General features: G+C 60.2%; 24 protein-coding genes and 1 pseudogene. 19 read left to right on the plus strand and 6 right to left on the minus strand.

Annotated elements, in window-relative coordinates; all coding sequences use genetic code 11:
- Positions 1 to 22 precede the first annotated feature (22 nt).
- From Tel_08995 to Tel_09025, 7 genes are all read left to right on the plus strand, one after another.
- The gene (locus Tel_08995; GenBank protein ID ALP53281.1) at positions 23 to 1,492 is read left to right on the plus strand and encodes a hypothetical protein; all 1,470 of its coding nucleotides are present in this window, start codon (positions 23 to 25) and stop codon (positions 1,490 to 1,492) included.
- 34 nt (positions 1,493 to 1,526) lie between these two features.
- Positions 1,527 to 2,021 carry a hypothetical protein gene (locus Tel_09000; GenBank protein ID ALP53282.1) on the plus strand — a complete coding sequence of 165 codons (495 nt, stop codon included), beginning with the start codon at positions 1,527 to 1,529 and terminating at the stop codon, positions 2,019 to 2,021.
- The gene (locus Tel_09005) at positions 2,018 to 3,478 is read left to right on the plus strand and encodes a hypothetical protein (protein ALP53283.1); all 1,461 of its coding nucleotides are present in this window, start codon (positions 2,018 to 2,020) and stop codon (positions 3,476 to 3,478) included. Before Tel_09000 ends, Tel_09005 begins: the two co-directional genes overlap by 4 nt.
- A 368-nt stretch (positions 3,479 to 3,846) precedes the next feature.
- The gene (locus tag Tel_09010; GenBank protein ID ALP53284.1) at positions 3,847 to 6,879 is read left to right on the plus strand and encodes a hypothetical protein; all 3,033 of its coding nucleotides are present in this window, start codon (positions 3,847 to 3,849) and stop codon (positions 6,877 to 6,879) included.
- A 250-nt stretch (positions 6,880 to 7,129) separates the two neighbouring features.
- Positions 7,130 to 7,486, plus strand: a complete 357-nt coding sequence (locus Tel_09015) for a hypothetical protein (protein ALP53285.1) — start codon at positions 7,130 to 7,132, stop codon at positions 7,484 to 7,486.
- Positions 7,483 to 7,722, plus strand: a complete 240-nt coding sequence (locus Tel_09020) for a hypothetical protein (GenBank protein ALP53286.1) — start codon at positions 7,483 to 7,485, stop codon at positions 7,720 to 7,722. The genes Tel_09015 and Tel_09020 overlap by 4 nt, the downstream gene beginning before the upstream one ends.
- A 36-nt stretch (positions 7,723 to 7,758) precedes the next feature.
- Entirely contained in the window at positions 7,759 to 8,256 is a 498-nt protein-coding gene (locus Tel_09025; GenBank protein ID ALP53287.1) for a hypothetical protein, read from the plus strand.
- A gap of 19 nt (positions 8,257 to 8,275) precedes the next feature.
- Here Tel_09025 and Tel_09030 read toward each other — a convergent pair whose 3' ends face one another.
- Both Tel_09030 and Tel_09035 read right to left on the minus strand, forming a co-directional pair.
- On the minus strand, positions 8,276 to 9,274 hold the full coding sequence (locus Tel_09030; protein ALP53288.1) for a hypothetical protein: 999 nt from the start codon (positions 9,272 to 9,274) through the stop codon (positions 8,276 to 8,278).
- A gap of 203 nt (positions 9,275 to 9,477) precedes the next feature.
- Positions 9,478 to 10,653: a hypothetical protein gene (locus tag Tel_09035; protein ALP53289.1), complete on the minus strand. Its 1,176-nt coding sequence runs from the start codon at positions 10,651 to 10,653 to the stop codon at positions 9,478 to 9,480.
- Positions 10,654 to 11,484: 831 nt separating this feature from the next.
- Here Tel_09035 and Tel_09040 point away from each other — a divergent pair.
- The 6 genes and pseudogenes from Tel_09040 to Tel_09065 all read left to right on the plus strand — a co-directional run bounded on the left by Tel_09040 (position 11,485) and on the right by Tel_09065 (position 15,694).
- Positions 11,485 to 12,387 carry a hypothetical protein gene (locus tag Tel_09040; protein ALP53290.1) on the plus strand — a complete coding sequence of 301 codons (903 nt, stop codon included), beginning with the start codon at positions 11,485 to 11,487 and terminating at the stop codon, positions 12,385 to 12,387.
- 73 nt (positions 12,388 to 12,460) lie between these two features.
- On the plus strand, positions 12,461 to 12,904 hold the full coding sequence (locus tag Tel_09045) for a heat-shock protein Hsp20 (GenBank protein ID ALP53291.1): 444 nt from the start codon (positions 12,461 to 12,463) through the stop codon (positions 12,902 to 12,904).
- A gap of 80 nt (positions 12,905 to 12,984) precedes the next feature.
- Complete coding sequence (locus tag Tel_09050; GenBank protein ID ALP54796.1) at positions 12,985 to 13,320, plus strand: heat-shock protein; 336 nt, start codon at positions 12,985 to 12,987, stop codon at positions 13,318 to 13,320.
- A 164-nt stretch (positions 13,321 to 13,484) separates the two neighbouring features.
- A complete protein-coding gene (locus Tel_09055) occupies positions 13,485 to 13,745 on the plus strand; it encodes a hypothetical protein (protein ALP53292.1) in 261 nt (86 codons plus the stop codon).
- A 34-nt stretch (positions 13,746 to 13,779) separates the two neighbouring features.
- Complete coding sequence (locus tag Tel_09060; GenBank protein ID ALP53293.1) at positions 13,780 to 14,250, plus strand: hypothetical protein; 471 nt, start codon at positions 13,780 to 13,782, stop codon at positions 14,248 to 14,250.
- A 359-nt stretch (positions 14,251 to 14,609) separates the two neighbouring features.
- A pseudogene (locus Tel_09065) lies at positions 14,610 to 15,694 on the plus strand (poly-gamma-glutamate biosynthesis protein).
- On the opposite strand, the gene Tel_09070 reads toward Tel_09065, so the two are convergent.
- On the minus strand, positions 15,691 to 16,284 hold the full coding sequence (locus Tel_09070) for a hypothetical protein (protein ID ALP53294.1): 594 nt from the start codon (positions 16,282 to 16,284) through the stop codon (positions 15,691 to 15,693). The pseudogene Tel_09065 and the gene Tel_09070 overlap by 4 nt on opposite strands.
- 143 nt (positions 16,285 to 16,427) lie before the next feature.
- On the opposite strand from Tel_09070, the gene Tel_09075 reads away from it, so the two are divergent.
- Positions 16,428 to 16,733, plus strand: coding sequence for a hypothetical protein (locus Tel_09075; GenBank protein ID ALP53295.1), 306 nt, complete (start codon positions 16,428 to 16,430; stop codon positions 16,731 to 16,733).
- A 107-nt stretch (positions 16,734 to 16,840) separates the two neighbouring features.
- Positions 16,841 to 17,845, plus strand: a complete 1,005-nt coding sequence (locus tag Tel_09080; GenBank protein ID ALP53296.1) for a hypothetical protein — start codon at positions 16,841 to 16,843, stop codon at positions 17,843 to 17,845.
- Here Tel_09080 and Tel_09085 read toward each other — a convergent pair.
- From Tel_09085 to Tel_09095, 3 genes are all read right to left on the minus strand, one after another.
- Positions 17,831 to 18,970, minus strand: coding sequence for a geranylgeranyl reductase (locus tag Tel_09085; protein ALP53297.1), 1,140 nt, complete (start codon positions 18,968 to 18,970; stop codon positions 17,831 to 17,833). The two genes, Tel_09080 and Tel_09085, sit on opposite strands and share 15 nt — an antisense overlap.
- 11 nt (positions 18,971 to 18,981) lie before the next feature.
- Entirely contained in the window at positions 18,982 to 20,283 is a 1,302-nt protein-coding gene (locus tag Tel_09090) for a cyclopropane-fatty-acyl-phospholipid synthase (protein ALP53298.1), read from the minus strand.
- A 329-nt stretch (positions 20,284 to 20,612) separates the two neighbouring features.
- Positions 20,613 to 22,649 (minus strand): hypothetical protein, encoded by a 2,037-nt coding sequence (locus Tel_09095; GenBank protein ALP53299.1) that lies wholly within the window; start codon positions 22,647 to 22,649, stop codon positions 20,613 to 20,615.
- Between the two features lie 733 nt (positions 22,650 to 23,382).
- On the opposite strand from Tel_09095, the gene Tel_09100 reads away from it, so the two are divergent.
- From Tel_09100 to Tel_09115, 4 genes are all read left to right on the plus strand, one after another.
- A complete protein-coding gene (locus Tel_09100; protein ALP53300.1) occupies positions 23,383 to 23,637 on the plus strand; it encodes a hypothetical protein in 255 nt (84 codons plus the stop codon).
- Between the two features lie 112 nt (positions 23,638 to 23,749).
- Positions 23,750 to 24,013, plus strand: a complete 264-nt coding sequence (locus Tel_09105; protein ID ALP53301.1) for a hypothetical protein — start codon at positions 23,750 to 23,752, stop codon at positions 24,011 to 24,013.
- Positions 24,014 to 24,190: 177 nt separating this feature from the next.
- Entirely contained in the window at positions 24,191 to 24,595 is a 405-nt protein-coding gene (locus Tel_09110) for a hypothetical protein (protein ID ALP53302.1), read from the plus strand.
- Positions 24,596 to 24,870: 275 nt separating this feature from the next.
- Positions 24,871 to 25,179, plus strand: coding sequence for a hypothetical protein (locus tag Tel_09115; GenBank protein ID ALP53303.1), 309 nt, complete (start codon positions 24,871 to 24,873; stop codon positions 25,177 to 25,179).
- Positions 25,180 to 25,184: the final 5 nt, after the last annotated feature.

Consider the following 25,184-nt stretch of genomic DNA (forward strand, 5'->3'; position numbering starts at 1 on the left):
TCCAGCCTGAGGGAGAGCGCGGATGGCACGTCCCAAACAGCCGACACAGCATCACAGCAAATTGCTCATCTGGCTCATGGTCTTGGCCGCCCTGGCGGTGGTCGGCGGGTTGTTTACCTGGTACAAATTCTTCCGCGAACTGCCGCAACCCGAGTGGGTCATGTCCAGTCCGGACATGCGGTTTAAATACGGCTCCATCGGCGCCGAACATGATGCCGGCATTCCGTATTGGATCTTCTATGTCATGCCGCGCGTATTCGCCGACAAACTGCCCGGCCCCGGCGGCTGGGCGTCACTGGGCGTGGCCTGGGAACAGGGCCAGGAGTTGCCGGTGGGTTTTACCAAGAAGGTCATCGGATTTCCCCGCGTCGCCAACAATTGTGCCGTGTGTCATACGGTGAGTTATCGTACCCGGCTCAATGAAAACCCCCGTTTTGTGACCGCCGGCCCGGCCCATACCGATGTGCAGGGCTATTTCCGCTTTCTTATCGACGCGGCGCGCGATCCGCGTTTCGAGCCCGATACGCTTATGCACGAGATCGAGTTGGTCACCGATCTAAGCTTTGTCGACAGTATGATTTACCGCTTTCTGCTCATTCCCATTACCAAGAAACGCCTGCTGGAGCGGGAACACCAGTTCCAGTGGATTTATCGCCCGGACTTTCCCGATTGGGGGCGCGGCCGTGATGATGCCATGAACCTGACCAAGTATTTCATGATCGAGTTTCCCATGGACGATACCTTCGGCCCCACCGACATGCCGGCGATCTGGAATCTGAACAAATATGACCCGGACAAGGGCCATACCCTGAATTGGGCCGGCGACAGCCACGATGCCCATTCAGTGGTCATCGATTCCGCCCTGGGCGTGCTCGGCGCCGAACCCCATGATCATGACGACTTTCAGCGCCAAGTCGAGTGGCTGCTGGAGTATCTGGGTAATAAAGCGCCGCCCGAGTTTCCCTTTCCCATCGATAGGCAACTGGCGGCTCAGGGCGGGGCAGTGTTTGAGCGCAGCTGTGCGCGCTGCCATGACAGCGCCAAGACCGGCACGCGCCTGCCCTTAGAAACGGTTGATACTGATCCGGGGCGTCTGCAGAGTTGGAGCAAGGAGGCCGCCATCGCTGCGAATAAAGTGGTGCGCGACATGGGCATCAAGCGGCGTGGACTGGTCGAACAGACCCTGGATGGGTATAACGCAGTGTTTCTCGACGGCATCTGGTTGCGTGCCCCCTATCTGCACAATGGCTCGGTACCGAGCCTGCGCGACCTGCTCAAGCCGGCCGCCCAGCGTCCCACAGTATTCTGGCGCGGTTACGATCTCTACGATCCGGTCGCTATGGGCTTTGTCAGCCAGGGGGCTGACGCACAGCGTATTGGCACGCGCTTAGATGTGAACAGCAAGAGTGGCAGCAATCAAGGACATGAATTTGGCACCGATCTGCCTGGCGCGGACAAACAGGCCCTACTAGAGTATTTGAAGACTTTGTGAAGGAAAATGTCATATGTCTGGATTGGAGTGAGGGGTGAGCGATGTCGGCGTAATCAAAACCTTCGCCCAGGTGGCGGGACTGGGGGGACTCGCCCTGGTGCTGGTATTGTTCGTGTTTCGCGATGTGATTCGCAAAGACATCTTCGCCCGACTCACCAAGCGGCAGTCTTATCAGCTGTTTCGGCTGATCATCATCGTCACGTCGCTGTTATCGGTAACGGGCATGGGCGCGTGGGTGTATGTATCGCAGGACCCCCCCAAACCCACCAGTAGCCGGGTGGTTATCAGCGGCAGCGTCAGCGGACCCAACGGCGAGCCGCTGCGCGGCGTGATTATTACTGCAGATCATTATCCCTTTCGCGCTGTCAGCAACACCGACGGCAGTTTTGCCGAAAGCCTACTGCTGCCGCAACGCAACGAACCGGTGACCTTGAGGGCCTATCATGAGGGGTATCTAACCAGTGAGACCTCAATCACCGTCGCGCAGGAGAACCCACAGGTGGATATTGTCATGAAGGAACGCCCATGAAACTCACGCGCTGCCGCATGGAATGCCTGGCCTTATGGCTGTTGCTTGCCCTGATGGTATGCAGCCACGCATCGGCCCGTGAAATCAGACTGCAAGGCACGGTCACCTGCAAGGAACAAGGCGATGTAGGCGCACGCCCGGCGCAGGCGGTATTGGTGGTGCCGCGCCAGTTCGTGAGCCAGGCTCGCTTGTCGGATGACCAAGGTCTGTATGTGTTCGATCTGCCCGCGGCCAGGATAATCGACCAAGCCACCACGCTCCACTTTCGCAATGCAGGGCAGGAGATCGGCCAGCGCACGGAGCAGATTTGGGAGTCCGAGTTGCGGCGCTTTCAAGATCGTTATGTCTATTTCCCCGACACGGCCGAAGTCGAGGTGCCATGCAAGGTGGCCGAGGATACGCCGCAAGTTATGCAGCAACAATTGGCGCTGTTTTCCCAGCAAACGGAACAGGCGCGTGTGCTGCTCGATTCCAGTGCCGCGGCCGGCGGCGCCACCGTACTAGCTTCACTGCCCAGCGTCGCCGGGGCCGCGGCGGGTGGCCCGGCCCTGCCGGGCGGTGTGTTCAGCGTGGTCGGGCTGTCGCCGTCCGACGCGGTGGCGGGGCGACTGTCCAGTATCGCCCTGAGCGCCAAAACGACCGCCCCCGGATTCGCCTTTGCGCCGACGCGCAACATCACCGATGCGAGCTTTTGGAATGCCGCCGCCCTGGCGCTGTCCTTGCGTCGCGGCGTGAATGTGGCCAGTGATTTCGATGAATTTTCCCGTCTCAGCCTGGCGGCCGGCGTGGGGGATCGCTACGGCCTTGGTATCGGTGTGATCAAGCTCAAGCAGGAAGATCGGCGCACCGCCACCCTGGATATAGGCACCCCCCATACCCGCTCATTTAGGTTTAGTGAAACGGGCGTGTATTTGTCGGGCGCCGCACGGCTCAACCGCGATGCCGATCGGCCCTTGGCCATCGGGATAACACTCAAGCATATGAGCCAGGAGCTGGATTTGGCCCGGCTCGGTGACCAAGTCACCAATCTGGGGCCGGACGACCCCACATGGGACTACAACAGTGTCTACGTATCAAAGAACGATATGGATGTTTCGCTCAATTACCGCGTCAATCAACACGCCAACATCGGCCTGGCGCTGATGAGTCTGTTGAACCGGAAACTAACAGACGGGGACGGCAACGAGCGCGACCAACGCGCTGTCGGACTCGGAATCAGCATTATGCAGGGGCGTACTCACTACGGCGTCGACCTCATTCATCGCGAGGTGGAGGGTAGCGATATCGCCCTCGGTGTCAATACCGTCCCCTTTGCCCATGGCCACATCAGCGCGGGTTACGACAGCACCTACAATAACTATAGTGTCGGTTTCGGTTATTACTGGTTTCGGTATAGCTATAGCGATGATGATCTGTTTAACAGCACCCATATGGTTGGCGTGGAGTACATATTCTGATGCAAGAGGCGCGCAAAGAGTCGTGATTTAGCGACATTGTTTTTTTACATGCCGCCCTTGAATTGTGATTGAGCCTGGCTATAGTTAGCCCATTGGGCGGTAGACCTGTCGATTTGCACGTGGCTTTGCCAAGGGATGCATCGAGTCACTTAATTGGGTTCATATCGATACCGCCATTTGCCCTGATTATTCTAATAAGCCGGTCGCGATACCGGCTGGTCCGGCGATCCGGCCACATGAACCGTCCGCTATGTTTGCCCACGCGTTTTCTCCAGGGAAAGGAGCACGAAATGAGTGAAGCATTCAGAACATCACCACGCGCTTTTCACATCATTCAATACGCCCTTGTCGCCATAGCGGCGGCAGGGTTGCTGGCCGGTTGTTTCCACGGCGGCGATGCGCCCGCTGTGGCGCAGAGCGATCAGGACCAGATCCAACCCACGGCGCAGACGGGCGTCGTCAGGAGTGTGATTCTGATCGATGCCGTGGCCCTGGCGCAGATCGGGGAGGATCTGGGTGCAGTGCGCGTGGATGTCACCAGAGGGGCGTCTCTGGTGGACAGCAAAACCATTGCGCTGGAATCCAGCGCCGAGGGCGGTGTGCGCGGCGACGCCTTTTTTGCCCTCAATCCCGGCGATTACAACGTATTGGCGACCTTGTTGAGTACCGAGGGGGGCGCCTTGCAGGGCTGTAGTCCGGGCAACGGATTCGCATCGGTGCAAGCGAATCAAACCACCGAAATCAATGTCAATATTTTCTGCAACGGCGGTGAGACCGGCGGCTTGGATGTCATCGTCGGTGTGTCGCAGCGCCCCGTGATTGACGACTTGTTGATACGTCCCAGCAAATTCGCCCTGACCTGTAATCGCATCGGGCTACAGGTGGTCGTTGCCGGCGACGGCAGTGATTTGACATACGACTGGTCGATTCAAAATGGCGACAGCGCGAATTTCTTCATCAACGCCACCGGCGCACGCGCCTATTTCGCCGCCGAGGCGGCCATGAGCTATAGCGCCATGTTGAGTATCAGTGACAGCACCGGCGAGTCGACGTCTTTGTCGTTTCCCTTGCATATCAGCGCCGGGGACATTAGCGCGTGTTTGCAGCAGGACAGCGATGACGACACCATTCCCAACGTGGTCGACAATTGTCCGTCCACACCCAATCCCGGACAAGAGGACGCCGACAACGACGGCATCGGCGACGCCTGCGCCAATGCCGCCGACCTGGTCATCACGCGTGGCGGTATGACACCGCATCCCGGTGTTGCGGGTGAATCCCTGAGCCTGCACGCCGTGGTCATGAATCGCGGCGGCGCGGCATCGCCGCCCACCACGCTGCGCGGTTGTGCGCGCCGCGACAATACCTTTTGCAGTGCCGACAGCGCCGTGCCGGGACTGGCACCGGGCGAACAGACGACGGTGAATGCCACCGTGGCCGGCGACGCCACGTTAACGCGCGACAGCGATCAGCCCTACTATTTCGTCGCCACCGTGGACCCGGGCGGCAATGTACCCGAATCCATGGAAGACAATAACGACGCCGTGCTCAACCCGCTGTTCGTGGTCGTGCCTTTTATACCTGACCCGTTGGTGGCGGAGGATCATGACGACATATTCGTCTTCCAAGACGCCAGGATCATCGCCACCGAGCGTGTCAGCTACCCCAACGGGGCCCCCGGCGACCGATCGGCGCCTGATCCCGAGGAGAAGGCAGGCGTGGAGGAAGACCCGCCCAGCGGCGCGCTGGCAGCCAAGGTCGATCCCTTGTTACGTGAGGAGATGGCCAACCTATCGGGCAGCGACATGATACAGGCGGTATTGCTGTTGGAAGATCGTTTTCCCATGCGGCCCTTGCCTGAGTTGATCCGCGGCCTGTCGCGTTATTCCGAACGTAACCTGCCCTTGTTCGCGCGGCGCCAGGCGGCCTTCGAAGGACTCAGGCGGGCGCGCTTAAACGCCCAGGTGGAACTGCTCACCAATCTGGTCGGGCGTACCCAGCCGCAGCCGGGCGGTTCGAATGTTCCCCTCGGCGGCATCCGCTTGCAGGAATTTTTAAATCTGTCGGGCGCGCTGGTGGTCGAGCTGTCGGTGGACATGGTCAATGTCCTGGCCGATTTTGATGAGGTGCTGCATATCAACTCGGTCAATCAAAGCGGCGAATATTTGGACGACGGCATTACCACCAACGATATTATCGATGCGCGTCAACAGCTGCGTACCGATCCTTACTTCAATGCCGGGGCCGAGGGCGGCGGCTTTTATTTCGGTGTCATCGATAGCGGCGCGCGCATCAGCCACACCAATTTCAACAGTCCCGATCAGATTGACTTCTGGCGCGATTGCTTTCACACCACCAGCGTCACCTGCCAGGATACCGGCGATCCCGGCTGGGCGCCGGGTGACGGCGTCAATCACGGCACCAAGGTAATGGGCATCATTAACAGCAACAGCAATCTGGGCGGCAACTGGCGCGGCGTGGCCGACACCACTGCCGACTCGTGGGACGTTACCGACGACGGCGGTGCCGCCCCCAGTTGTCTGGCGGTACAGCGCGCACTCAATGCGGCGGCCCTGGTATCGGACAAGGTGGTGACCGCCTCGCTTTCCTGTGGCTCCGATTTCACCGATGCCACCGCGCAGGCCGCCGACGCCGCCTATGATGCAGGTATGTTGGTGTTTTTCGCCAACGGCAATGGCGGACCGGGCAGCGGCACAGTGAGTGCCCCGGGCGGCGCGCACAAGGTCATCGGCGTCGGCGCCTTCGATGTCTCCAGCGGCAATCAATATGCGGGTCAGTCGCGCGGCCCCACCAGCGACGGGCGCATCAAGCCTGATTTGCAGATGCCCACCAACACCGAGTCCACCTCCAATGCCGGCAATACGTCCCAGGGCACGATCTGTTGTACCAGCGGCGCCACGCCCTATGCCTCGTCAACGGCCTTGCTGCTGACCGATTGGTTCGGCAATTTTCTCACCGCGCCGGGCAAGATCTACGCCATGCTGTTGAACTATGGCGAGAACCGTTTTGGCCAGATCGACAACACCGAAGGGGTGGGACCGGTGGAATTGGGCACCGGTGGGGTGCATTGGTCCGGTGCCCGTACCCTGAACGCATCGGGCCAGAACAGCTATGTCAACTTCACCGTGCCCGCCGGCACCGAGGATCTGCGCGCCGCCATCTGGTGGCCGGAGGGCGCGGCCGAGGCGCACGACGATATCGACCTGCGAGTGGAGCATCCACCCGGCACGCCGGTGCAGTCGAGCATTTCCATCAATTCGGTGTTTGAGCATGTGATCGTGTCAAACCCGGCGGCGGGAGATTGGCGTATCCGCATTCGCGGCTTCGATGTGGACAGCGGGCCGCAGACAGTGTACTACGCCATTCGGCGCGGACCCTGACATGTACAGAGTGGATGAGTTGCGGCCACGCTTGCCGCTGCTCATCCCTTTGCTCATCTCCCTGAACGGGCTTAAAAACCTCACGCCTGCCCCCCCATTTCCGGGGGCGAAACGGCGTCTTCTCACGTGTGGATCGACAGACATAGTGGCTGGAGTGCTGCGCGTCCGCTGTCTATGCTGATAAGTGTAAGGCGGTCTGGAGGCGGCAGCATTCACGCCCCCTAGAGTTGAGAGGAAAGAGGAGTCTCCTTTGCAAGAGCTGTGGTTCGATCTGTATCAACGCATAGGCTGGTATCCCAAGGCGGATGTATATCGCTGCGCCGACGGTTGGCTGGTGAAGTTGGAACTGGCCGGTGTGACGCCGCAGGATATACGCATCAGTCTGGAACAGGATCACCTGGTGGTGGAAGGGCGGCGCCGCGACTGGTGCGTCGCCGAGACGCAGACCTGCCTGTCCATGGAGATCAGCTATGACTGGTTCCGCCGCGCCATCCCGTTGCCGGGGCAGACGGACAGCGCCAATCTGCGCACCGAATTTCGCCAGGGGATGTTGTTGATTCATTTGCACGACCGAAGCAAGCAGTCACACGTTCAGGAGCGCATATGACCCAAGCACCCACCCCCGTATTACCTCTAAAAAACAGCGTGGCCTTTTCCAATCGCGCCGGCTTCAAACGGGTGGTGTTGCCCAAGGACAATGAGGCGGACTTGGAGGAGCTGCCCGAACAGGTGCGCCAGGCCTTGGAACTCGTGCTGGCCGAACGCATCGAGGATGTATTCGCCGCCGCCATCCCCGGTTTCAGCGTGGTGCGGCCGGAGCGCCGTCCGGCCACCGTGGAGTAGGGACTATCCAAATTTAAAGGAGTACGGAGGGCGTCTATGGACATTAAGGAGTGGGCCTTTATCGCCGGACTGGTTCTGGGCAGTCTGGCCATCGTCTCGGTATGCTGGGTCTGGATTCAGAAACAGGTCCTCGGTGCCGGCGGCGGGGTACTGAGTTTTTTCGGTGTGCTGTTGGTGGGCTTGTCCTTATGGACCAGCGCCAGCGTAGAGGTCACGCCCGAGGGCTTTCGCGCCGAGTTCGAACGCCTGGAACGAGAGGTACAGCAGGTGGCGCAGAAAAGCCAGCAGATCGGTCAAGAGGTGGAGAGCGTGGCCCAGGCCAACAATGCCTTAAGCCGCGAGGTCAAGGTGGTAGCCGAGAACCTCAAGGTGAACAAGTCGCAGTTTCTGGAATTGACCCAGACACTGCAACAGCGCCAGCTGCTTGATCAGCAACAGCTCGAACAGCTCAACGCCCCGCTGCAGCGCCTGCCCGAGGTGGATCAGCGTATCCTCGATAGCAGCCAACTGAAGCTGCGCGACCCGTCGCAGTAGCCTGGGGCGGCCGGCGCGCTTACCTAAAGCCCTTCGAGATGCCCACCATGAGGCGGTAATCCGGCTCCGACTGGGTGCCGTTCAGATCCTCTAACACGGGCAGACTCAAGCTGCCGAAGAGACTGAATTGATGGGGCAGGGCGGCGCGCACGCCAGGTGAGACATAGATCAGATTGCCGCCGCTGTGTGGCGCCGCCAGCCCCGCGCTCTCGTCCTTGTCACGCCATTCGCCGTTCAGTTCCAGGACGATACTCCAATCGGTATGGGGCGCGGCCTGGCCCGGGTGGCCGTCCTCATGGCCGAGCAGGAGTGACCAGGCCAGGTTGTAATTCAACATGTCGCCCGGTTGGAAACTTTGACTGCCCTCGCGGCCGATCCGATACAGCAGATTGGCATCCAGCGCGCCCTGTGTCAGGGGGCGACTGACGGCCACGCCCAACAGCGGCTGCCAGGTCCCGATACCGGGCTGCAACTCGGCCTCCAGCAGTGCGCCGTTGTCCCTCACATCATCCTCGCCGGTGGCCAGCTGAACACCAGCCAACAAGGCGACATCCATCGCCATGCTGCGGTGCAGCAGATAGTGCCCCAGCAAGGTCATATCACCCAGACCCTCGGCATCATTGTGGCGGTGCACCTCGGGCGTGGCGCCGTGCAGGTGCCCTTCCCTGAGCCCGCTGCGGCGGGTGTAGGGCAGGGTGATGCCGAGGGTGAAGCGATCACTCAGGCCGTAGCCCAGGCCGATGAAGGTGGTGGTCAGGCTGTCGACGCTATGGATATCCGCGTCGTCCAGCGCTGCCTGTTCCAGGGTCGCGGCCGAAAGGGGGTTCTGCTCCACGTGCTCCAAGCGCAGGCCGAGGCTCCATTGGCCCGCCGCCAAGGGGGGGGCGGCAATGGTGATCAAGGGGCCGGCGTTGATATTGCCGAAGGTGGTGGAGGGGTGGTCGCCCCAGGCGTTGGCGCAGTATAGCCCCGCTAGGCTGCAGGAGAGGGCAAATGGGATGAGCACAGAATTGTTCATGACACACTCCTGGGTGGCTGCACGGTTATATATTTGATTGAGCATAGCAGCCGCCGCTGCCGCAGCGGGATGCGACAAATTGTCACAGACTGAAATTAAGGATATGTGCGGTGGGTGCTGCCGTTAAAGGCCGGAGGGTGCCCCCTGTCATGCGTGCATCGGGCTGGGCGGCAACGCTGCTTTGAAATTAGTGTTAACAGGCCCTAGCCACGGATGTCGGTTTCGGTCGATGGAATCGCTTCAAACGCGCGTTCACCCTCCAGGCCGGGGTCGAGTTCCAGCCGTAGTCGCTCACCGACGGGCAGGTTGAGACGCCGCAGTTGTTCGTCTAGCACATGTTTGGTCTGCTCTTCGATGAGACGCGTCATCTCGGTTGTGGTTACACAGCTGACGTCGTGCTGCAGGGCCTTCACCCGCACCTGCGCTTCCTCCTCGCTGAGGGTGGAGGTAATAAAGTCGATCCAGTTGTTGAACAGGCTGCGCACCTGGGCGTCGATGGCGCTGGCCGAGAGCTGTTGCGGTGCTGCAGTGCCGCCGCCAAAGCCGTTGATGAAGACCCCCAGACGGAAAAACACATCGGCTGGCGTCGGCAGTGTGTCCGCAATGCGATCCACCAGATTACCGCCGCTGGTATTCGTACCACCGCCGGTGGCGGTCTGGGCAAACTGGATGGTCTGGCGCACGATGGCCTGCAGGCGGCGAAAGATTTCCTTGGCCTTGTCGCCGGCACCGTTGAACTTTACCGTCACCGTGATCTCATCGCTGACGTCGATGCGATCCTTCGGCGAGCTGACATAGGCGCGCTGAGTCGTATTGAGGACGGCGGAGCCAGGCATCAGGTCGGCCTTGTCGAAGCTGATGTCGGCACCCAAGGTGCGATTCTCGACGGTGCTGCGGACCACGATGGTCCAGGTCACCAGATCCGTGCTGCTGGCGGCGGCGTCGACGCTGCGGTCGAATACGTAAGACGCATTGCCGGCCGGCTTGTCCTTGGCATAGGACCAGTCGACGAGTTGGCGCCAGACGATCTCGGCGTCGCTGAGCAGGTCCTGCACCTGCTGCACGAAATCGGTGATCGCCTGTTCGATATTGGCGGCGGAGCCGATGCTGATTTTGTCCAACAGGTTCTTGACCAGGTCAATGACTTCCTGGACCAGATCACGTTTGCCGTCGACGATAAAGGTGGAGAAGCGATGGACCTTGCTGATAGCCGGGCCCGCCGTGGGGTCGTCGTCGGGACGATAGCCGGCGTTGGTGGGTAGGGAGCGGGAGGCGTCGTTGGGGGCCTTGATCTGCGGCGCGGAGACGTTGACGAAACGGTCGCCGAACAGGCGGAGCAGGCACCCGGCATCGGCTGTGGGCGCGCTTAAATCGAGCATGCTTACCACCCCCCTAGGAGGTTATAGCGTCTAGATTGATAGACCCGATATGGTGTCCTGTCAATAATAAAGGCCTTGTGTCTTTAACGCTGGCCAGTGTCGTTGTAAAGCTGAGGCCTCGGTTAGGGGTTATCCTGCAGCGCCACTCAAAAGGGAAAACTGGCCACCTCGAAGGTCTTGGCGATCGGCCAAGATTGATTGTCGATGACCGTGACCTGGTTGTCGGCGGTGACGGCCATACAGGTCCAGCGATTTTCGCGGCTCTCATCCTTGGATGAGGTCCAGATTGTGGGGTATCTCGATGTCGGGGGTGGGGATAACGCGCCACCTGATCCGATGCCTTCAAGGTGACAAAGGCGGGCGCTGGAAAGTACTCTTCGGCATATATGTGAGCGGTTGTGAAGACCGTGGCCAACAGTGCGGCGGGTGCTGCGTTTCAGTGCGCCGGATAGGGGGCTCGCCATAACAAACACACCTTGTTGCCCTTGTGTGCCAGTCAACAAACATAGTTGTTGCTGCCAGGCAGTACCAAGCTCGGGCGGATGCTGTTCAGGGCGCGACTCGATCTGTATCTTACCAGGCTAAGTGCGGCAAATTGGATGACAGGGCATGCCCTTGAACAAATGGGTCACGACAGGGTGTTTTGGCGCAGCGAGTGGTGCGGCGATCGTGGCCTTGTGCATGTGTCTCGCTGTGCTCACCGCCTGCAGCACGTCTCAGACAACTGCGCAGACGGGTAGCGCGGCCGACCGGCCCGCTCACCATACCGAGACAGGTTTTCGCAATCCCTATCTGGCGCCCGCAGAGCGCAGTTTCTTTTCTTATCTACGCATGCGCTGGTTTGGTGACGCGCAGTGGGCCGACTACCAGGCCACGGCTGATCGGGTGCCGACGCGGCCGGCGTCCCTGGATCGGATCATGAACCCGCCCCCGCATGTGCCTCAGATCACTTGGATCGGGCACGCCACGGTGCTGGTGCAATATGCCGGGCTCAATATCCTCACTGATCCCGTATTTTCGCAGCGCGCCTCGCCATTCTCCTTTGTTGGCCCCAAGCGCGTCACGGCACCGGCCCTGACCATTGAACAGCTGCCAAAAATCGACATCGTACTGATCTCGCACAACCATTATGACCATCTGGACGAATGCACAGTGGAGGCGATCGGCGATCAAGCCACCTGGTTGGTGCCGCTGGAATATCAGGCCTGGTTCGCCGAGCGCGGCGTCACCAATGTAATCGAATTCGATTGGTGGGATAGGCGCCAGGTCGCAGGTGCCCAGGTTATCGCCACGCCCTCCCAGCACTGGACCGGGCGCGGTCTGTTCGATCGCTATGAACAGTTGTGGGCGGCCTGGGCGGTGCAGGTCGACGACTTTCGTTTCTGGTTCGGTGGCGACACCGGTTATAACGCCAAGATCTTTACCGAGATCGGGCGCCGCCTGGGCCCCTTCGATCTGGGGTTGATACCGGTGGGGGGTTATGCGCCGCGTTGGTTCATGCAGGACATGCACGTCAATCCGGAGGAGGCGGTGCAGCTGCACCGTGACATCGGCGCCCGCTTCTCCCTGGGGATCCATTGGGGGGCCTTTCCCTTGACCGCCGAACCCATCGATGAGCCGCCGGCGCGTCTGCGCCAGGCCGCACGATCCCTGACGGACTCGCGCTTCGTCACCTTCCCGGTGGGCAAGACGGTCCGGCTCGAGGGCTTCACACCCACCTCAACCTCACCTTGAAAACCCAGCGCCCACCCCTATGTTTGAAGAGTAAGCATCGACACAATCAGGCAACTCAAAAGGAGGTGTGGACATGTTCACCAATATTGCCAATCGAGGCGGCGGTCTCTTCGATGACTTCCGCCGTCTGCAACGGGAAATGGACCAGCTGTTTTCGGCCTCGCCCATGCCCAGTGGTATCCGCGCCCTGGGGCGGGAGGCCTATCCGCCCATCAATATCGGCAGCACCGAGGAGCAGGTGGATGTCTATTTGTTTGCCGCCGGCGTAGATCCCCGGAGTCTGGATATTTCCATTCAGCAAAACTTATTGACCCTGGCCGGTGAGCGTAAGCTGGACACCGAGACGGGCGTCAATTATTACCGCAAGGAGCGCTTCAACGGTGCCTTTCGTCGGGTGGTGACCCTGCCCGAGGATGTGGACCCGGATAAGGTCCAAGCCAAGTATCAGGATGGGGTGCTACACGTCACCCTTCAACGGCGTGAGTCATCCCGGCCACGTAAGATCGAAGTCCAGTAACGCAGCAGGAGGGAAATATCATGAGCGAAACACAAGACGTGACTAGCCAGGCAGGCAAGGCCGTGCAGGCGGGCCAGGAGATGGAATACGCCCTGCGCCCGCCGGTGGATATCTTTGAAGACGAGCGCGGCATCACCTTGCTGGCCGACATGCCCGGTGTGTCCAAGGATCGGCTCGACGTGGACGTGGACAGAGACAGCCTGTCCATCCAGGGCAGTTCCGCCCTCGAGGTGCCCCAGGGCATGGAGGCGCTGCATGCCGATGTGCGTTCCACCCGCTATCAGCGCAGTTTCTCCCTCAGTCGCGAGCTGGACGGGGAGAACATCACGGCCAATCTGAAAGACGGCGTGCTGACGCTGCGCATTCCCAAGCGCGAGGAGCACCAACCGCGCAAGATCGAGGTGCAGACGGGCTGATCCACGCTCCGCAACATCACCCCCGCTTCGTTCGGAGCGGGTTCGGAGCGGGGTGAGACCCGATGCGGTCGCGCGGTGCTGGCAACCGTCTTGTCGGCGTCTACACTGGATAGGTGGATTTCCAAATCGAATTCGGTCGACGACAAGGACAAGGTGAACCCCCAGTGGCGGTGACAGAGATCCATGTGGAGTGCTATGCCGGTTACCGCGCCGATCAGCGACCGCAGCGCTTCACCCTGGGTCAACGCCTGATCCAGGTGCAGGAGGTGATCGACCAGTGGTATGGGCCGGACCACCGCTATTTTAAGCTCAGGGGGGATGACGGGGGGATCTACATCCTGCGCCAGGATGAGTCGACCCAGCACTGGGAACTGAGCCTCTTCGACGCCGACAGGCGGGAGGAAACCCGCCTGTCCTCGACCTGACGCCAACGGAAACACTGTTCTGAAGGAGGTCACCATGGCCTTAGCGCTTTCTTCCCCGGCCTTTGATGCCAATGCCGAGATACCGCGCCCATTCACCTGCGATGGTGCGGACCTGTCACCGCCGCTGAGTTGGGGCGGGGTGCCGGCGCAGGCCAAGAGCCTGGTCTTGATCGTGGACGACCCCGACGCCCCGGACCCGGCGGCGCCGCAAATGACCTGGGTGCATTGGGTGGTGTACAACCTGCCCCCGTCCGCCACGGGCCTGGCTCAGGGCCAGCGCAGTGCCGAGCTGCCCCCGGGCGCGCTGGAAGGGTTGAATGACTGGAAACAGAGGGGTTATCGCGGGCCTTGTCCGCCGCGGGGACGGCATCGCTATTTTCATAAGCTGTACGCCCTGGACAAGACCCTGCCCGATCTCAGCTCGCCCACCAAGCCCCAGGTGGAGGCAGCCATGGCGGGGCATATCGTCGACAGTGTCGAGCTGGTCGGCACTTATCAACACTAGGTCGGGCCAGCATGCAGGCGGATGACAAAACAACAGCGCATGACTTGCCCCGGCAAGAGCCCAAATTCTGTCGTTGTCGTGTCTGTCATGAACACTTCTACGCCAACACCATCGCCCAGGCGCGCCAGGACTGCCGAGCGCACGCCAAGCAACAACACCCGGATTGGGGCGCAACGGTGTGTTTTTGTCCCGACTAGACCGGCCATGAGAAGGGACCGCGTTTGGACCGACGCCGTTTTCTGCGCCTGCTGGGTCTGTTAGCCGTGGCCGGGGGTGCGCGACCGTTACGGGGTCAGGGGCAGGACCGCGATCCCGCTGGGACTCGCGCCGGCGTCACCCTGTTCCTGTGCGGCGACGTGATGACCGGCCGCGGTATTGATCAGATCCTGCCCCATCCCGTTCAGCCCCGTCTGTACGAGTCCTATGTCAAGGATGCCCGCGATTATGTCGCCTTGGCAGAACGGGCCCATGGCCCGGTGCCACGTGCAGTGGACCCGACCTATGTCTGGGGCGAGGCGCTGGAGGTGTTGGCTCAGGTGGCGCCGCAGGCGCGCATTATCAACCTCGAGACCGCCGTCACCCGCCACAATGAGCCTTGGCCCAAGGGCATCAACTATCGCATGCATCCTGACAATATTGACTGCCTGACGGCGGCCAAGATCGATTGTTGTGTCCTGGCCAACAATCATGTGCTGGACTGGGGGTATGCCGGGTTGGAACAGACCCTGGCCACGCTCGCCGAGGCCGGCATCCCCAGCACCGGCGCCGGGGCCACGGCGAGTGCGGCCGCCGCCCCCGCCATCTTGGATGTCGGGGCGGGGGTGCGCGTGCGGGTATTCTCCTATGGGCTGGCGTCCAGCGGTATTTCCCCCGCTTGGCGCGCCACCGCAGAACGTCCGGGCGTCAACCTATGCCCGACCTGAGTGATGCCACTGTGCACCGTATCACCGCCCAAGTGAATCCACTCAAACAATCGGGCGACATCGTCATCGCCTCCATCCATTGGGGCGGCAACTGGGGCTATGCCATCCCGGAGGAACAACGCCGCTTTGCCCATGCCCTGATCGACACGGCCGGCGTTGATCTCATTCATGGCCATTCCTCCCATCACGTCAAGGGCATGGAGGTGTATCGGGGGCGGCCCATTCTGTATGGCTGCGGCGATTTTCTTAACGACTATGAAGGCATCGGCGGTCATGCGCAGTACCGTGGCGATCTGGGTCTGATGTACTTCCCCCGCCTAAACCCGGCCAGCGGTCGTCTGGTTGATTTTCAGCTGCACGCCACGCGTATCAAGAACCTGCGGGTCATGCGCGCCTCGGCCGAAGAGACGCAGTGGCTGCTGCAGGTCTTGAACCGAGAAGGTGAGGCCTTGGGGACCCGGGTGACCTCGCTCGGGGACGGACGGTTGCGCCTGCATTGGCGGGCGGAAAGGCAGGATTAGTTAAAGCCGCGGTCGCCGGTTTCTATATTCGTCAACATCCCGTTACGAAAGGTAAGCACGCGCATGAAACGGGTGGGGCCGAGATTGTAGGTCCATTCATCCACGCTCACGGAGACCTGCTGCCGCCCGCCTTCGATGGGGCGCGAGAGGGTTTCAAAGCGCTGTTCCTGCTGGTCCGGCGCGCCGCACAAGGCGCGGATTTCCGCCGAGGTGTCGCCCAGCGACAAACTGCTGAAATCACAGCGCTGCATGCCGGGCACCACGGTGAAGCCGCGGCTGCCGGTGTCGATGTGGGTGACCTTGCCGTCGCGGAAACTGATGATGCGCAGAAAGCGGGTGGGGCCGAAATTGTATATCCAGCGTTCGTTGATACGGCTGATGCTGCGCTCAAAATCGGTGTCCGGCAGCGCCACGATCTGTTCGCCCCAACGGTCGACCCAGGTGGGTTCGCCGCACTTTTTCTCCACCGTCAGCTTTGCATCCCCCACCGTGATCAGTCCACCGTTGCAGCGCAAGGCATAGGCCTCCTGGCTGACGCCGATGACCATACAAAAAAGGTATAGAGAAAATAAGCGGCGATAGCGGAACATCGTTGTGGTTATCTGTTTGATCTGGTGTCGGTCTATTGTAGTCACAGTCTCCCAGTCGAGTCGACCGTGCAATTAAGATTTGTCAATGAAGGCCGGCCTGCGCTGCGCTAAGCTTTAGAAAATTCGCTTAGGAGGAATTCGTCATGGCACATAGTATCGATCCCGTCGTCGACAACTGGTATCAACACTTGGACAAGGGACAACGCTTCCGCGTTGTCGCGGTCGACCAGGACGGGCGCACGGTGGAACTTCAGCACTTCGACGGCGATGTGGAGGAGGTCGATTTTGACGATTGGTACCAGATGGCCATCGCGCTGGCCGAGCCCCCGGAAAGCTGGGCCGGTGCCACCGACATCGGCAATGCCGATGACTTCGGCACCGAGGTCACCGACACCAAGGCCGGCGATTGGAATGAGCCGTTGAAGGAGTTCAAGACACCGCGAAAATAATCGCGGGTCCGACCTGATCATGTGAGGTCCTATTGCGCTTGAGCCCGCGCCATGGCATATACTTTGCCCTTGCGCCAGGGTGCGGCCGCGTCAAGCAAAGGATCTGCATGAAACAGCAATTACACGCACAGCCAGAGGAACGGGTTTATCATACCAATCCCCCGCAAAAGCATACACAGCTGGCGGACCTGGCCAGCATTGAAGACCGGCGTCCCGCCACGGAGGTGCAGCGCCGACTTATGGACGGGCTCAACCAGCGTAGCGCGCCGCTGCGGTTCACGCGGCACCCAAGCAGCGGCACTGTTATCCAGCGGCAGCTCAAAGCACAGGAATATGAGCAGATCCGTGACTTCAGCGCCCAATTGATGAAGCTTTATCCGCCCGATCGCTATTACTATATCGGCCTGGGTAAGAGCCCCACCCCCATCATCGCCTTCATGCAGGCGACGGGCGTGCCGGCCAGCAACATGCCCTTGAGCAAATTCAGCCATCGCACCAAGGGCCGCCGGGACGGCGGCCAGCTGGGTCTATCCGAACCGCTGACCGGCACGCAGCTGGCCGAACTGGAGCGCCACTTCGACAACTTCATTCCGAGCAAGGAAGTGCTGCGCGGCCGTGACCTGCTACTGATCGATTTCGTGCAAAGCGGCCGTTCCCTGATCGCCTCCGCCGATCACCTGCAGGATTACATCACCAAGAAATACTCGCGCACCGTGGGCTTTTTGTGTTGCAAGTCAACAATCCTGGACGACTCTGCCCCAGAGGTTGAACCCCTGGCCCTGACCCTGGAGGAGATGGAGGCCATGTCGGGCCAGTTTCTCGGTAGGCGCGGCATCGCCAATATGAATCTGCCCGGCGGTACGGAGGAGGCGGGCTCGCTCGGGGCGCAAATGGGCGCGGAAAAATACAAACCCATGGCCGAATACCCGGGCGATTTCAAGATCAAGGAAGGCCATCGCAGTCGCGACATCGCGCGCAGCGAAGAGGCCTATGACGCACTGGTGCGCGAGATCGAGACCTTCGCCAGTAAAGACGAAGACCTGGCCGAACTGCTGGGCATCGATCTTAAAAAGTTAAAAACCGAGGCGAGCAGCGAATTAAGCGATCTTTAGCTGCGCCGGCAGCGCCGCTTGATGGGTATGGAGAAACCACCGCTCGATCAGCACGTGGCGGCTGAACCAGGCCGAGCCCAGCAGTTTGCGCGCAGCCAGATGACGCAATCCGTCGGGCAGCCAGCCCAGGGTGTCGCCACCGGCCTGGCGCTGGCCGAAGCGGGCGACGATCTTGTCTTCGTACTCCTTGAGCCGTTCGCGGCGATAGTCGCCGTCGGCGCCGACAATAATATCCGCCGCCAGCAGCGCCGATTCGATCGCCGGTCGGATGCCTTCACCGCTTTGCGCATAGGCCAGGCCGCAGGCATCGCCGATGAGCAGGGCGTGGTGGGTCGCCAAGGGGCGCGGCTGTTTCTGGCGGGAGAGTAAATAGGCGTGGCCGTGGAACTTCTCCGGTGTGTCGCTGGGAATGCGGCCGCTATCGATTAGAAACTGACGAAACGCCGCCACGTGCTGGCCGAGGCGATGATTGTCCTCGCGTCCCAGGCCCACATTGAGTACATTTTGTTTGCGCACCGCCCAGCCATAGCCTTTCAGGTCATTGCAAAAAAACAGCTCGGGGCGATGGGCATCGACAGCGCATCGCTCGGCCTGGGCCGGTGTCATTTCGAACTCCACCTCCTGGGCCGAAATGACGTGCTCGTCGCTGCCCAGGCGGGTGCCTAATGCCCGCGCCACCGGGCAAAAATGACCGCCGGCACCGATCAACAAGGGCGCGCTGAAGCGCGCATTGATTTGCCAGCGGCCGTTTGCACACTCGATCTGTTTGATGGGCTGGCCCAGTTCCAGCCGGGCGCCGCAGCGTTCCAATAGGTAATGGTCGAACTCGCAGCGGCGGATGCCGTAGCTCACCACTTGGTCGTAGTCGGTGGTCACCTGCGCACCGCCAATGGTGCCGGTACGGAAACCGTAGAACGGCTGCAATACGCGGCCCCGGCGATAATCCTCGCAGTCGAAGCCCAGCGCGTCGATCACCGCCGGGGTGACCCAACCGGCGCACACCTTGTCGCGCGGGAAGTGTTTTTTGTCCAGCACCAGCACGTCCAGGCCCGCCGCCTGCAGGCGTTTGGCGCAGGTGGAGCCGGCCGGTCCGCCGCCTACAATCAGCACATCATAATGCTCCATGCTTGCGCTCCTCAGGTCTTGTCCGCGTATAGATGGGCCCGGCTCCAGGGTAAGTCGTTATTGCCCGGCCGGGTAAACATGACCTGGAACAACTGCAGCGCGCCGGTATTGAAGGCGGCGATGGAGGAGACCAGGTACAGCCGCCAGGCGCGCACGAACTCGTCGTCGAACATCTCCCTGACCTGCGCCTCATGCTGTTCATAACGCGCCAGCCAGTGCTCCAGGGTTTTGGAATAGTGTAGGCGCAGGTTCTCCACGTCCTGCACCGCAAACGCCCACGGCTCCAAGATCCCCAGCATCTCCCGCAGGGTGGGGGGATAGGCGCCGGGAAAGATGCGCTTTTCGATCCAGGGATTGAGCGGTGCGGACTGAGTTTGGCCGATGCTGTGGATCAGGCCGCGGCCGTCGGGGCGCAGCGCCCGGTTGATGACGTCTCCCAGCTCGCGGTAGTGCTCCACACCCACGTGTTCCAGCATGCCGATGGAGACGAAGGCGTCGAACTCGCCCTGGATATTGCGGTAGTCGTCTTCGACGAACTCCACCTGATTCGCCAGCCCCGCCTCGCGGGCGCGCTGGCGCGCCAGCTCTACCTGTTCGTGGGAGATGTTGTAGGCCCTGACATTCACTCCGTAGTGCTTCGCCATATGCAGGGCGGTGCCGCCCCAGCCGCAACCGGCCTCGACCACCGTTTCGCCGGGCTGCAGCCGCAGCTTGCGGCAGACATGATCCACCTTGGCGGCCTGGGCCGCCTCCAGGGACATGTCGGGGGCGGGAAAATAGGCACAGGTGTACTGCATTTCCGTATCCAGCCACAGACGATAGAAATCGTTGCCGATGTCGTAGTGATGGTGGATGTTTTCGCGCGAGCCGCTCAGGCTGTTGGCGTTGGAGCGGCCCCACAGATCGGCCAGGCGGCGTTTGTATATCCCTGTGTCGGCGGTGGCGGTCAGCCGGCACTGATGAAAGATTTCCAGGAAGGTCAGCAGCTCGCCTTCCACATCGATGTCGCCGCTGCAGTACGACTCGCAGAAATTGAGACTGGGTTTGCTCAGCAGACGGCGCAGGGCACTGCGGTCATGGATGATGACCCCGGTCTTGGGCTCCGGGGTGGTGCGGAACAACTCCTTGCCGTCCCACAATACGATGCGCAGCGGCGGATCGCCGATCTCGCGGATGACCTTGCGCAACAGCCAGCGCTCCAGCGCGGAGACGGGGGGCGTGTGCTTGTCGTCCTGGGCCTGAATCTCGACCCGGTTGAGGCCTGATGTATAACTGGAATTAGGGGTAAATTGGTCGTGTTGTTCCGGTTTCATGGTAGCGTCCTTCCACCTGGTTTTGATTGCTTATTCTGAATCTCACTGACATGCCCAGCGTCGGCACATCAAACAGATGCTTATTCACAACTATAGAAAACCAATTTAAAAATGGGAGTGTTGCGGGCGCATTGATAAAGCGCAAATAAGTTTGATTTGTCTTTAATCAAGAGTGTGGGGGCGCTGCTTCGGCGTGTGATTTCAGCTTAAGTTTTATATGCAAGGCTATGAACTTTTTATATTTTTCCATGGATGGTCGGCAATGTCGGGGGCGCCGGCTTGGACAATGCGTGATTCCGTAACCCCCTTTGGAACGGGCCCTGACATCCTCACTCCACCTGCCCCGGCTTTAACCGATGCGCGCGCCGAAACGCCGCCGCCAGCGGCTCGTCATCGTCCTCGTTACACAGCCGATGGCCGATCTGAAAGCCGAGCTCGCGATAGGCCTCGAACTGGGCCTCGTCGAAGAACTGATCACCGGTGCTTTCGTCCGGGTACGAGGGATGGGCGCGGCGGTAGCCGTAGATGTCCTCGGGCAGGCCGTCGATGAGGGTGGTGGTGACGAACAACAGCTCCGCCTCACTGCCGTCCACATAGGTGATGCGGCCGTGGATGAAGGCTTGCTCAGAGCGGCCGCTGACCGGGTCGGGCTGCAGCGGGGCGGTGTCCAGCTCCACCCGGGCGCCGAAGTCCACCCGCACCCGTTGAATCACCTGGGACAGGTCGCGGAAGGTCCAGTCCGGATCGGCGGCGGCATCGGCGACGATGATGTAGCGACAGCGGCGCCGGATCAGCTCATACAGGCCCAGGTTTTCGAAGTGGCCGCCGTCGGACAAATGGATGTGCATGCGCTTCTCGTTGAGAAAACGACCCGTGAGCTCGCGGAACATATAGATGTACCACCACGGCCGCGACCACTTGCCCATTTTGGTGGCCGGGCGACGCGGATTGCGAATCCAATAGCCTAGGCGCACGTTGAGCAGGGTCATGAGAAAGATCAACGGCCGCGAGCGGGTGGCATAGGTGTTGGGGGCCACCGCGGCACCGGAGATGGCGAAGGCAGTGGCTAGGTTTAAGCTGCCGCCGACGTATTCCGACGAAGGGACATAGCCGGTGCTCGGGGCGCCGCAATACAGCGGCGAGAGGATAAAGCCGTCGCCGCCGCGCTCTTTGTACTCCGGCGTGTCGGAGCCCACCAGCTGGATGTTGGTGTTGATCAGGTGATAGGGCGCTGCGGTCTGAGGGATCTCGTGCAACAGGCAGGCGTCGGCTTGCTCCTGCGGCACGCCCGCCACGGTGCAGGGCAGGTAGGCCTCCATCAATCGATTGCGATAGAAACGGTGCATGGAGACATGGTTGATATTGGCGTTCAAGGCCAGGATGAGTGACAGCAGCAGCGCGGCGCCCAGCCAGCCGATATTGTCCATGTGCCAGGTGAGGTGGTAGAACCAGAGAAACACCCCATATACCAGCAGACTCAACCCCAGGCTCAGCAACACCGAGCGTCCGCCCTTGGCCTCGTTGCCGTTCTTGCTTCCCTTAAAGCCGGCGAACAGGGAGACCACACCTGAGAGCGACACCGATGACATGATGGCGTCGAGCCATTGCGCTGCGTGCTGGGCGAGATATTGATAGACCAACGGCAGCGTCCCCAACACCAGTGCCAGGCCGGCCAGCATCAGCGCCAGCCCGGCGCGCTCGCGCACCTTGCGCTGAAACATGCAGCGCCGTGCCGCCGGCCAGCGGGTACTCACCGCGAACACCAGCGAATAGACCAGGTAGCCGGCCAGCACCAGCACGCCCAAGGTGAACAACCAGGCAAACAGGTTGTTGTCCGCAACATGGCGCCCATCGACGGTTGGAAAGAAGGGCGCGGTGCCGAGGTCGATATTGATCAGCAGTACAAACAGCAACAGAAATACCGGCACCAGTACCAGCAGGCTCACCAAGGTGCCGGTGAGGATGGCGCCGATCAGCGCCCATACGGTCAAGCCATCGCCGGGCGTCAGATACTTGCCGCGCGCACGCAACCAATACAGGATGTCCGAGCCGCGGTCCTGGCGTGAAGTGCCGAAGGGGAAGTCCCGTCCCAGATAAGACATGAACCAGGTCAGGGAGGCGCCGATAAAGCCGCCGCCCGAGACGGTGGAGAGATAATCCACCCGCTTGAGCAGCCCGCAGCGGTGCAGCGCCTGCAACAGCCCCAGATTAAAGGTGGCCGAGCGCACCCCGCCGCCCGACAGGGCCAGGCCCACCGCATCCACAGCCGGATCGCCCTCGTCCTGGCCGGCGAGGCGGCGGCGTTCCTTGATGCGTTCCAGCTCATCCTGATGGATCTGATCAAAGTCCTTGGCGTGCTCGTCCATGCTGCCCTTCCTTGCATTGTTATTGTTGTGCAATCGCGGTGACTGCGTGGCGCTATTTTTTCACTAAGCGGTTGATCGCGCCAGTCTTGCCATAGGCACCGGTTCCCCCTTCGCACCCCGTCCCCAAGTCCTTGACTCCAACAGTCCCCCCTTTGAAAAAGGGCACCCACAGGGCATAAAGGGTTAGGGGGGATTTATGCAAAACCAGCCGTGCCCGTTGGGCACTCATTGAAACAACGTTGTGTTGCTTCGCCCATGCTCGGTGGGTTACGCAAAAATCGCTCACCCACCCTACATTGAGTCTTAAGTCAGTGCCATAAGGTTAGGGGGGATTGATATAACTCCAGTATAGCCACCCGGGAACCGCCCAACATGACTGGGGGCCTCTATACCCACGCCGCCGAATATCATTCGCTGGCGTATCCGGTAATATTTGCCAACAACCATATAGCTAAAAACGACATTAGAATAATTCAATTACTCATTGAATTATATAAGCATAATGGTTACATTCATAAGCCTGGAGTGGCCGGCTCGGGTACCCGTCGAGCGACACCGACTTGCGCCCTGCAGCAATCAGCGTCTTGGGAAACCAACCGTGCAGACACCGAAATTTACCCTCGATGACGTCAAATACGCAGACAGTGCCGCGACCTACCGCCGCGCCCGGGACCTATACCGAACAGGAAAGGTAAAAGAGCTCAGCGCAACACCGCGGGGCTATCGCGCCGTCGTGCAAGGCACCCATCCCTATCAGGTCATTCTGTCTCAGCGCAGCATCGACCAGTGCGATTGCGCCTGTTACCTGGGGGAGCACGGCAGGCTGTGCAAACACGTGCTGGCCCTGGCATTGGCCGTGTTGCATGCCTGCGGAAAAACGACTGAGCCCCAAGCGCAACAACCGCCCGCCAGCCTGGCAGAGGCCAAGCCCATCGTCACCGCCGCCATGCGCAAACTGCGCCGCTATACCGAGCCCCCAAGCCCGTGACCACAACAGTCCCCCCCTTTGAAAAAGGGGGGGTAGGGGGGATTTTCTAATGCCTGTATAGCCACCAAACCAGACAAGCCACGGACGGTGATCACTGGCCACCGGCGCGGGCATGATCGCAGAAGCCGCCAGCAGACTACCGCCGACAAAAGAGCATGCCCGCTATCTCTGGCAGCTCGTCACCCGCATCGATAAAAAGCTGGCGAACGGGGTGGATGATTCGGATGGCGTCGTCGGCGAATGCGTTATGGGCATCATCGAGCAACTGATCGGGTATTCAAAACAGAACCCCGAGCTGGCGCCGGCCATCCGAAAGTTTTGCGAGACCGACACCCACTTTGGATTTGAGCGGGAGTTGCGTGCAGGATTGGAGTAGAAGAGAGATAGTGAAGCGCGAGCGGTGGCTTGATTTAAGCGATCCATACATCGGCGTCCGCTCGCCACCAGTATATTCCTAACGTATCATAAATCTCCTACAGTTCTACCTATTGGTCGCACGCTTGGATGAATAGGCCATATGCGATATTTTATCGCCTAGAGAAGGGGGGGATGTGTGCCAGAAAGTAACTTTTCAGATTACATCGTTTATGTGGATGAGAGTGGCGATCATAGTCTCACCAGTATTGATCCGGAATATCCAGTGTTTGTGCTGGCCTTTTGTATTTTTCATAAGCGACATTACGCTGAAGCGATTGTGCCGGCACTCAGCCGGTTTAAATTCAAGCACTTTGGCCACGATATGCAGGTGCTGCATGAGCATGATATTCGCAGACAAAAAAACCAACTCAGTGGGGTGCAATTGGCTGACTTGGTAGCGCGGCCGATTGGTTTGAAAATCATCCGGCCAGGGCAGGAGAACAGCGCCTTTGAAATATTGGCCAACAAGCTTTATAGCAAGAATGGCAGACAAGGGGTGGGCACGGGATACGAGGGGTATGGGTTAAAGTGTTTTCCCTAGGCCCATAAAAGCGAAAGGCCCCGGTGATCACACCGAAGCCATAACGCCGACCGGGAACTCCCAATCCATTTAGCTCTTATAAACCTTTAGACGGCCCCCGTGATGTCTAAGTTCCTGATACTTAGCCAACCGATGGATGGGAACATATCAGACACATCGCAGGAATTACCCGTCTTCCCGTATGATCGGCATTTTAGGGCTAAAAATCAAGTATCGCTTAACTCGGCCACTTCGGTACAGTCATAGACTGGGCCTGCAGGATTATGAAATAACTTTTGATAATTCAATTGGTTATCGATATAAAAAAAGGGGTGGGCAGGGTGGCCATCACTCCCGAGACTACCATCAAGCTGGAACGCGCCCTCGGCATGCCGGTGGGCTTTGCCGGGCAGGAATTGCCACCCAAAAAGGCCTTTAACGCCTTCACCGCCCAAGCACCCTTCAGCAAGGCCGCCATTTGCCGCTTTGCCGATGACGTGGGCATCGCCCCCGGCATTGTCGTCGGACAGCTGCAACACAAAGGGTTGTTGCCCACAACCCACTGCAAGGACCTGAAAGTGCGCTATCAGTGGGGGCATGAATAGCCGAG

The sequence above is a fragment of the Candidatus Tenderia electrophaga genome, assembly GCA_001447805.1.
Classification (GTDB): Bacteria; Pseudomonadota; Gammaproteobacteria; order Tenderiales; family Tenderiaceae; genus Tenderia; species Tenderia electrophaga.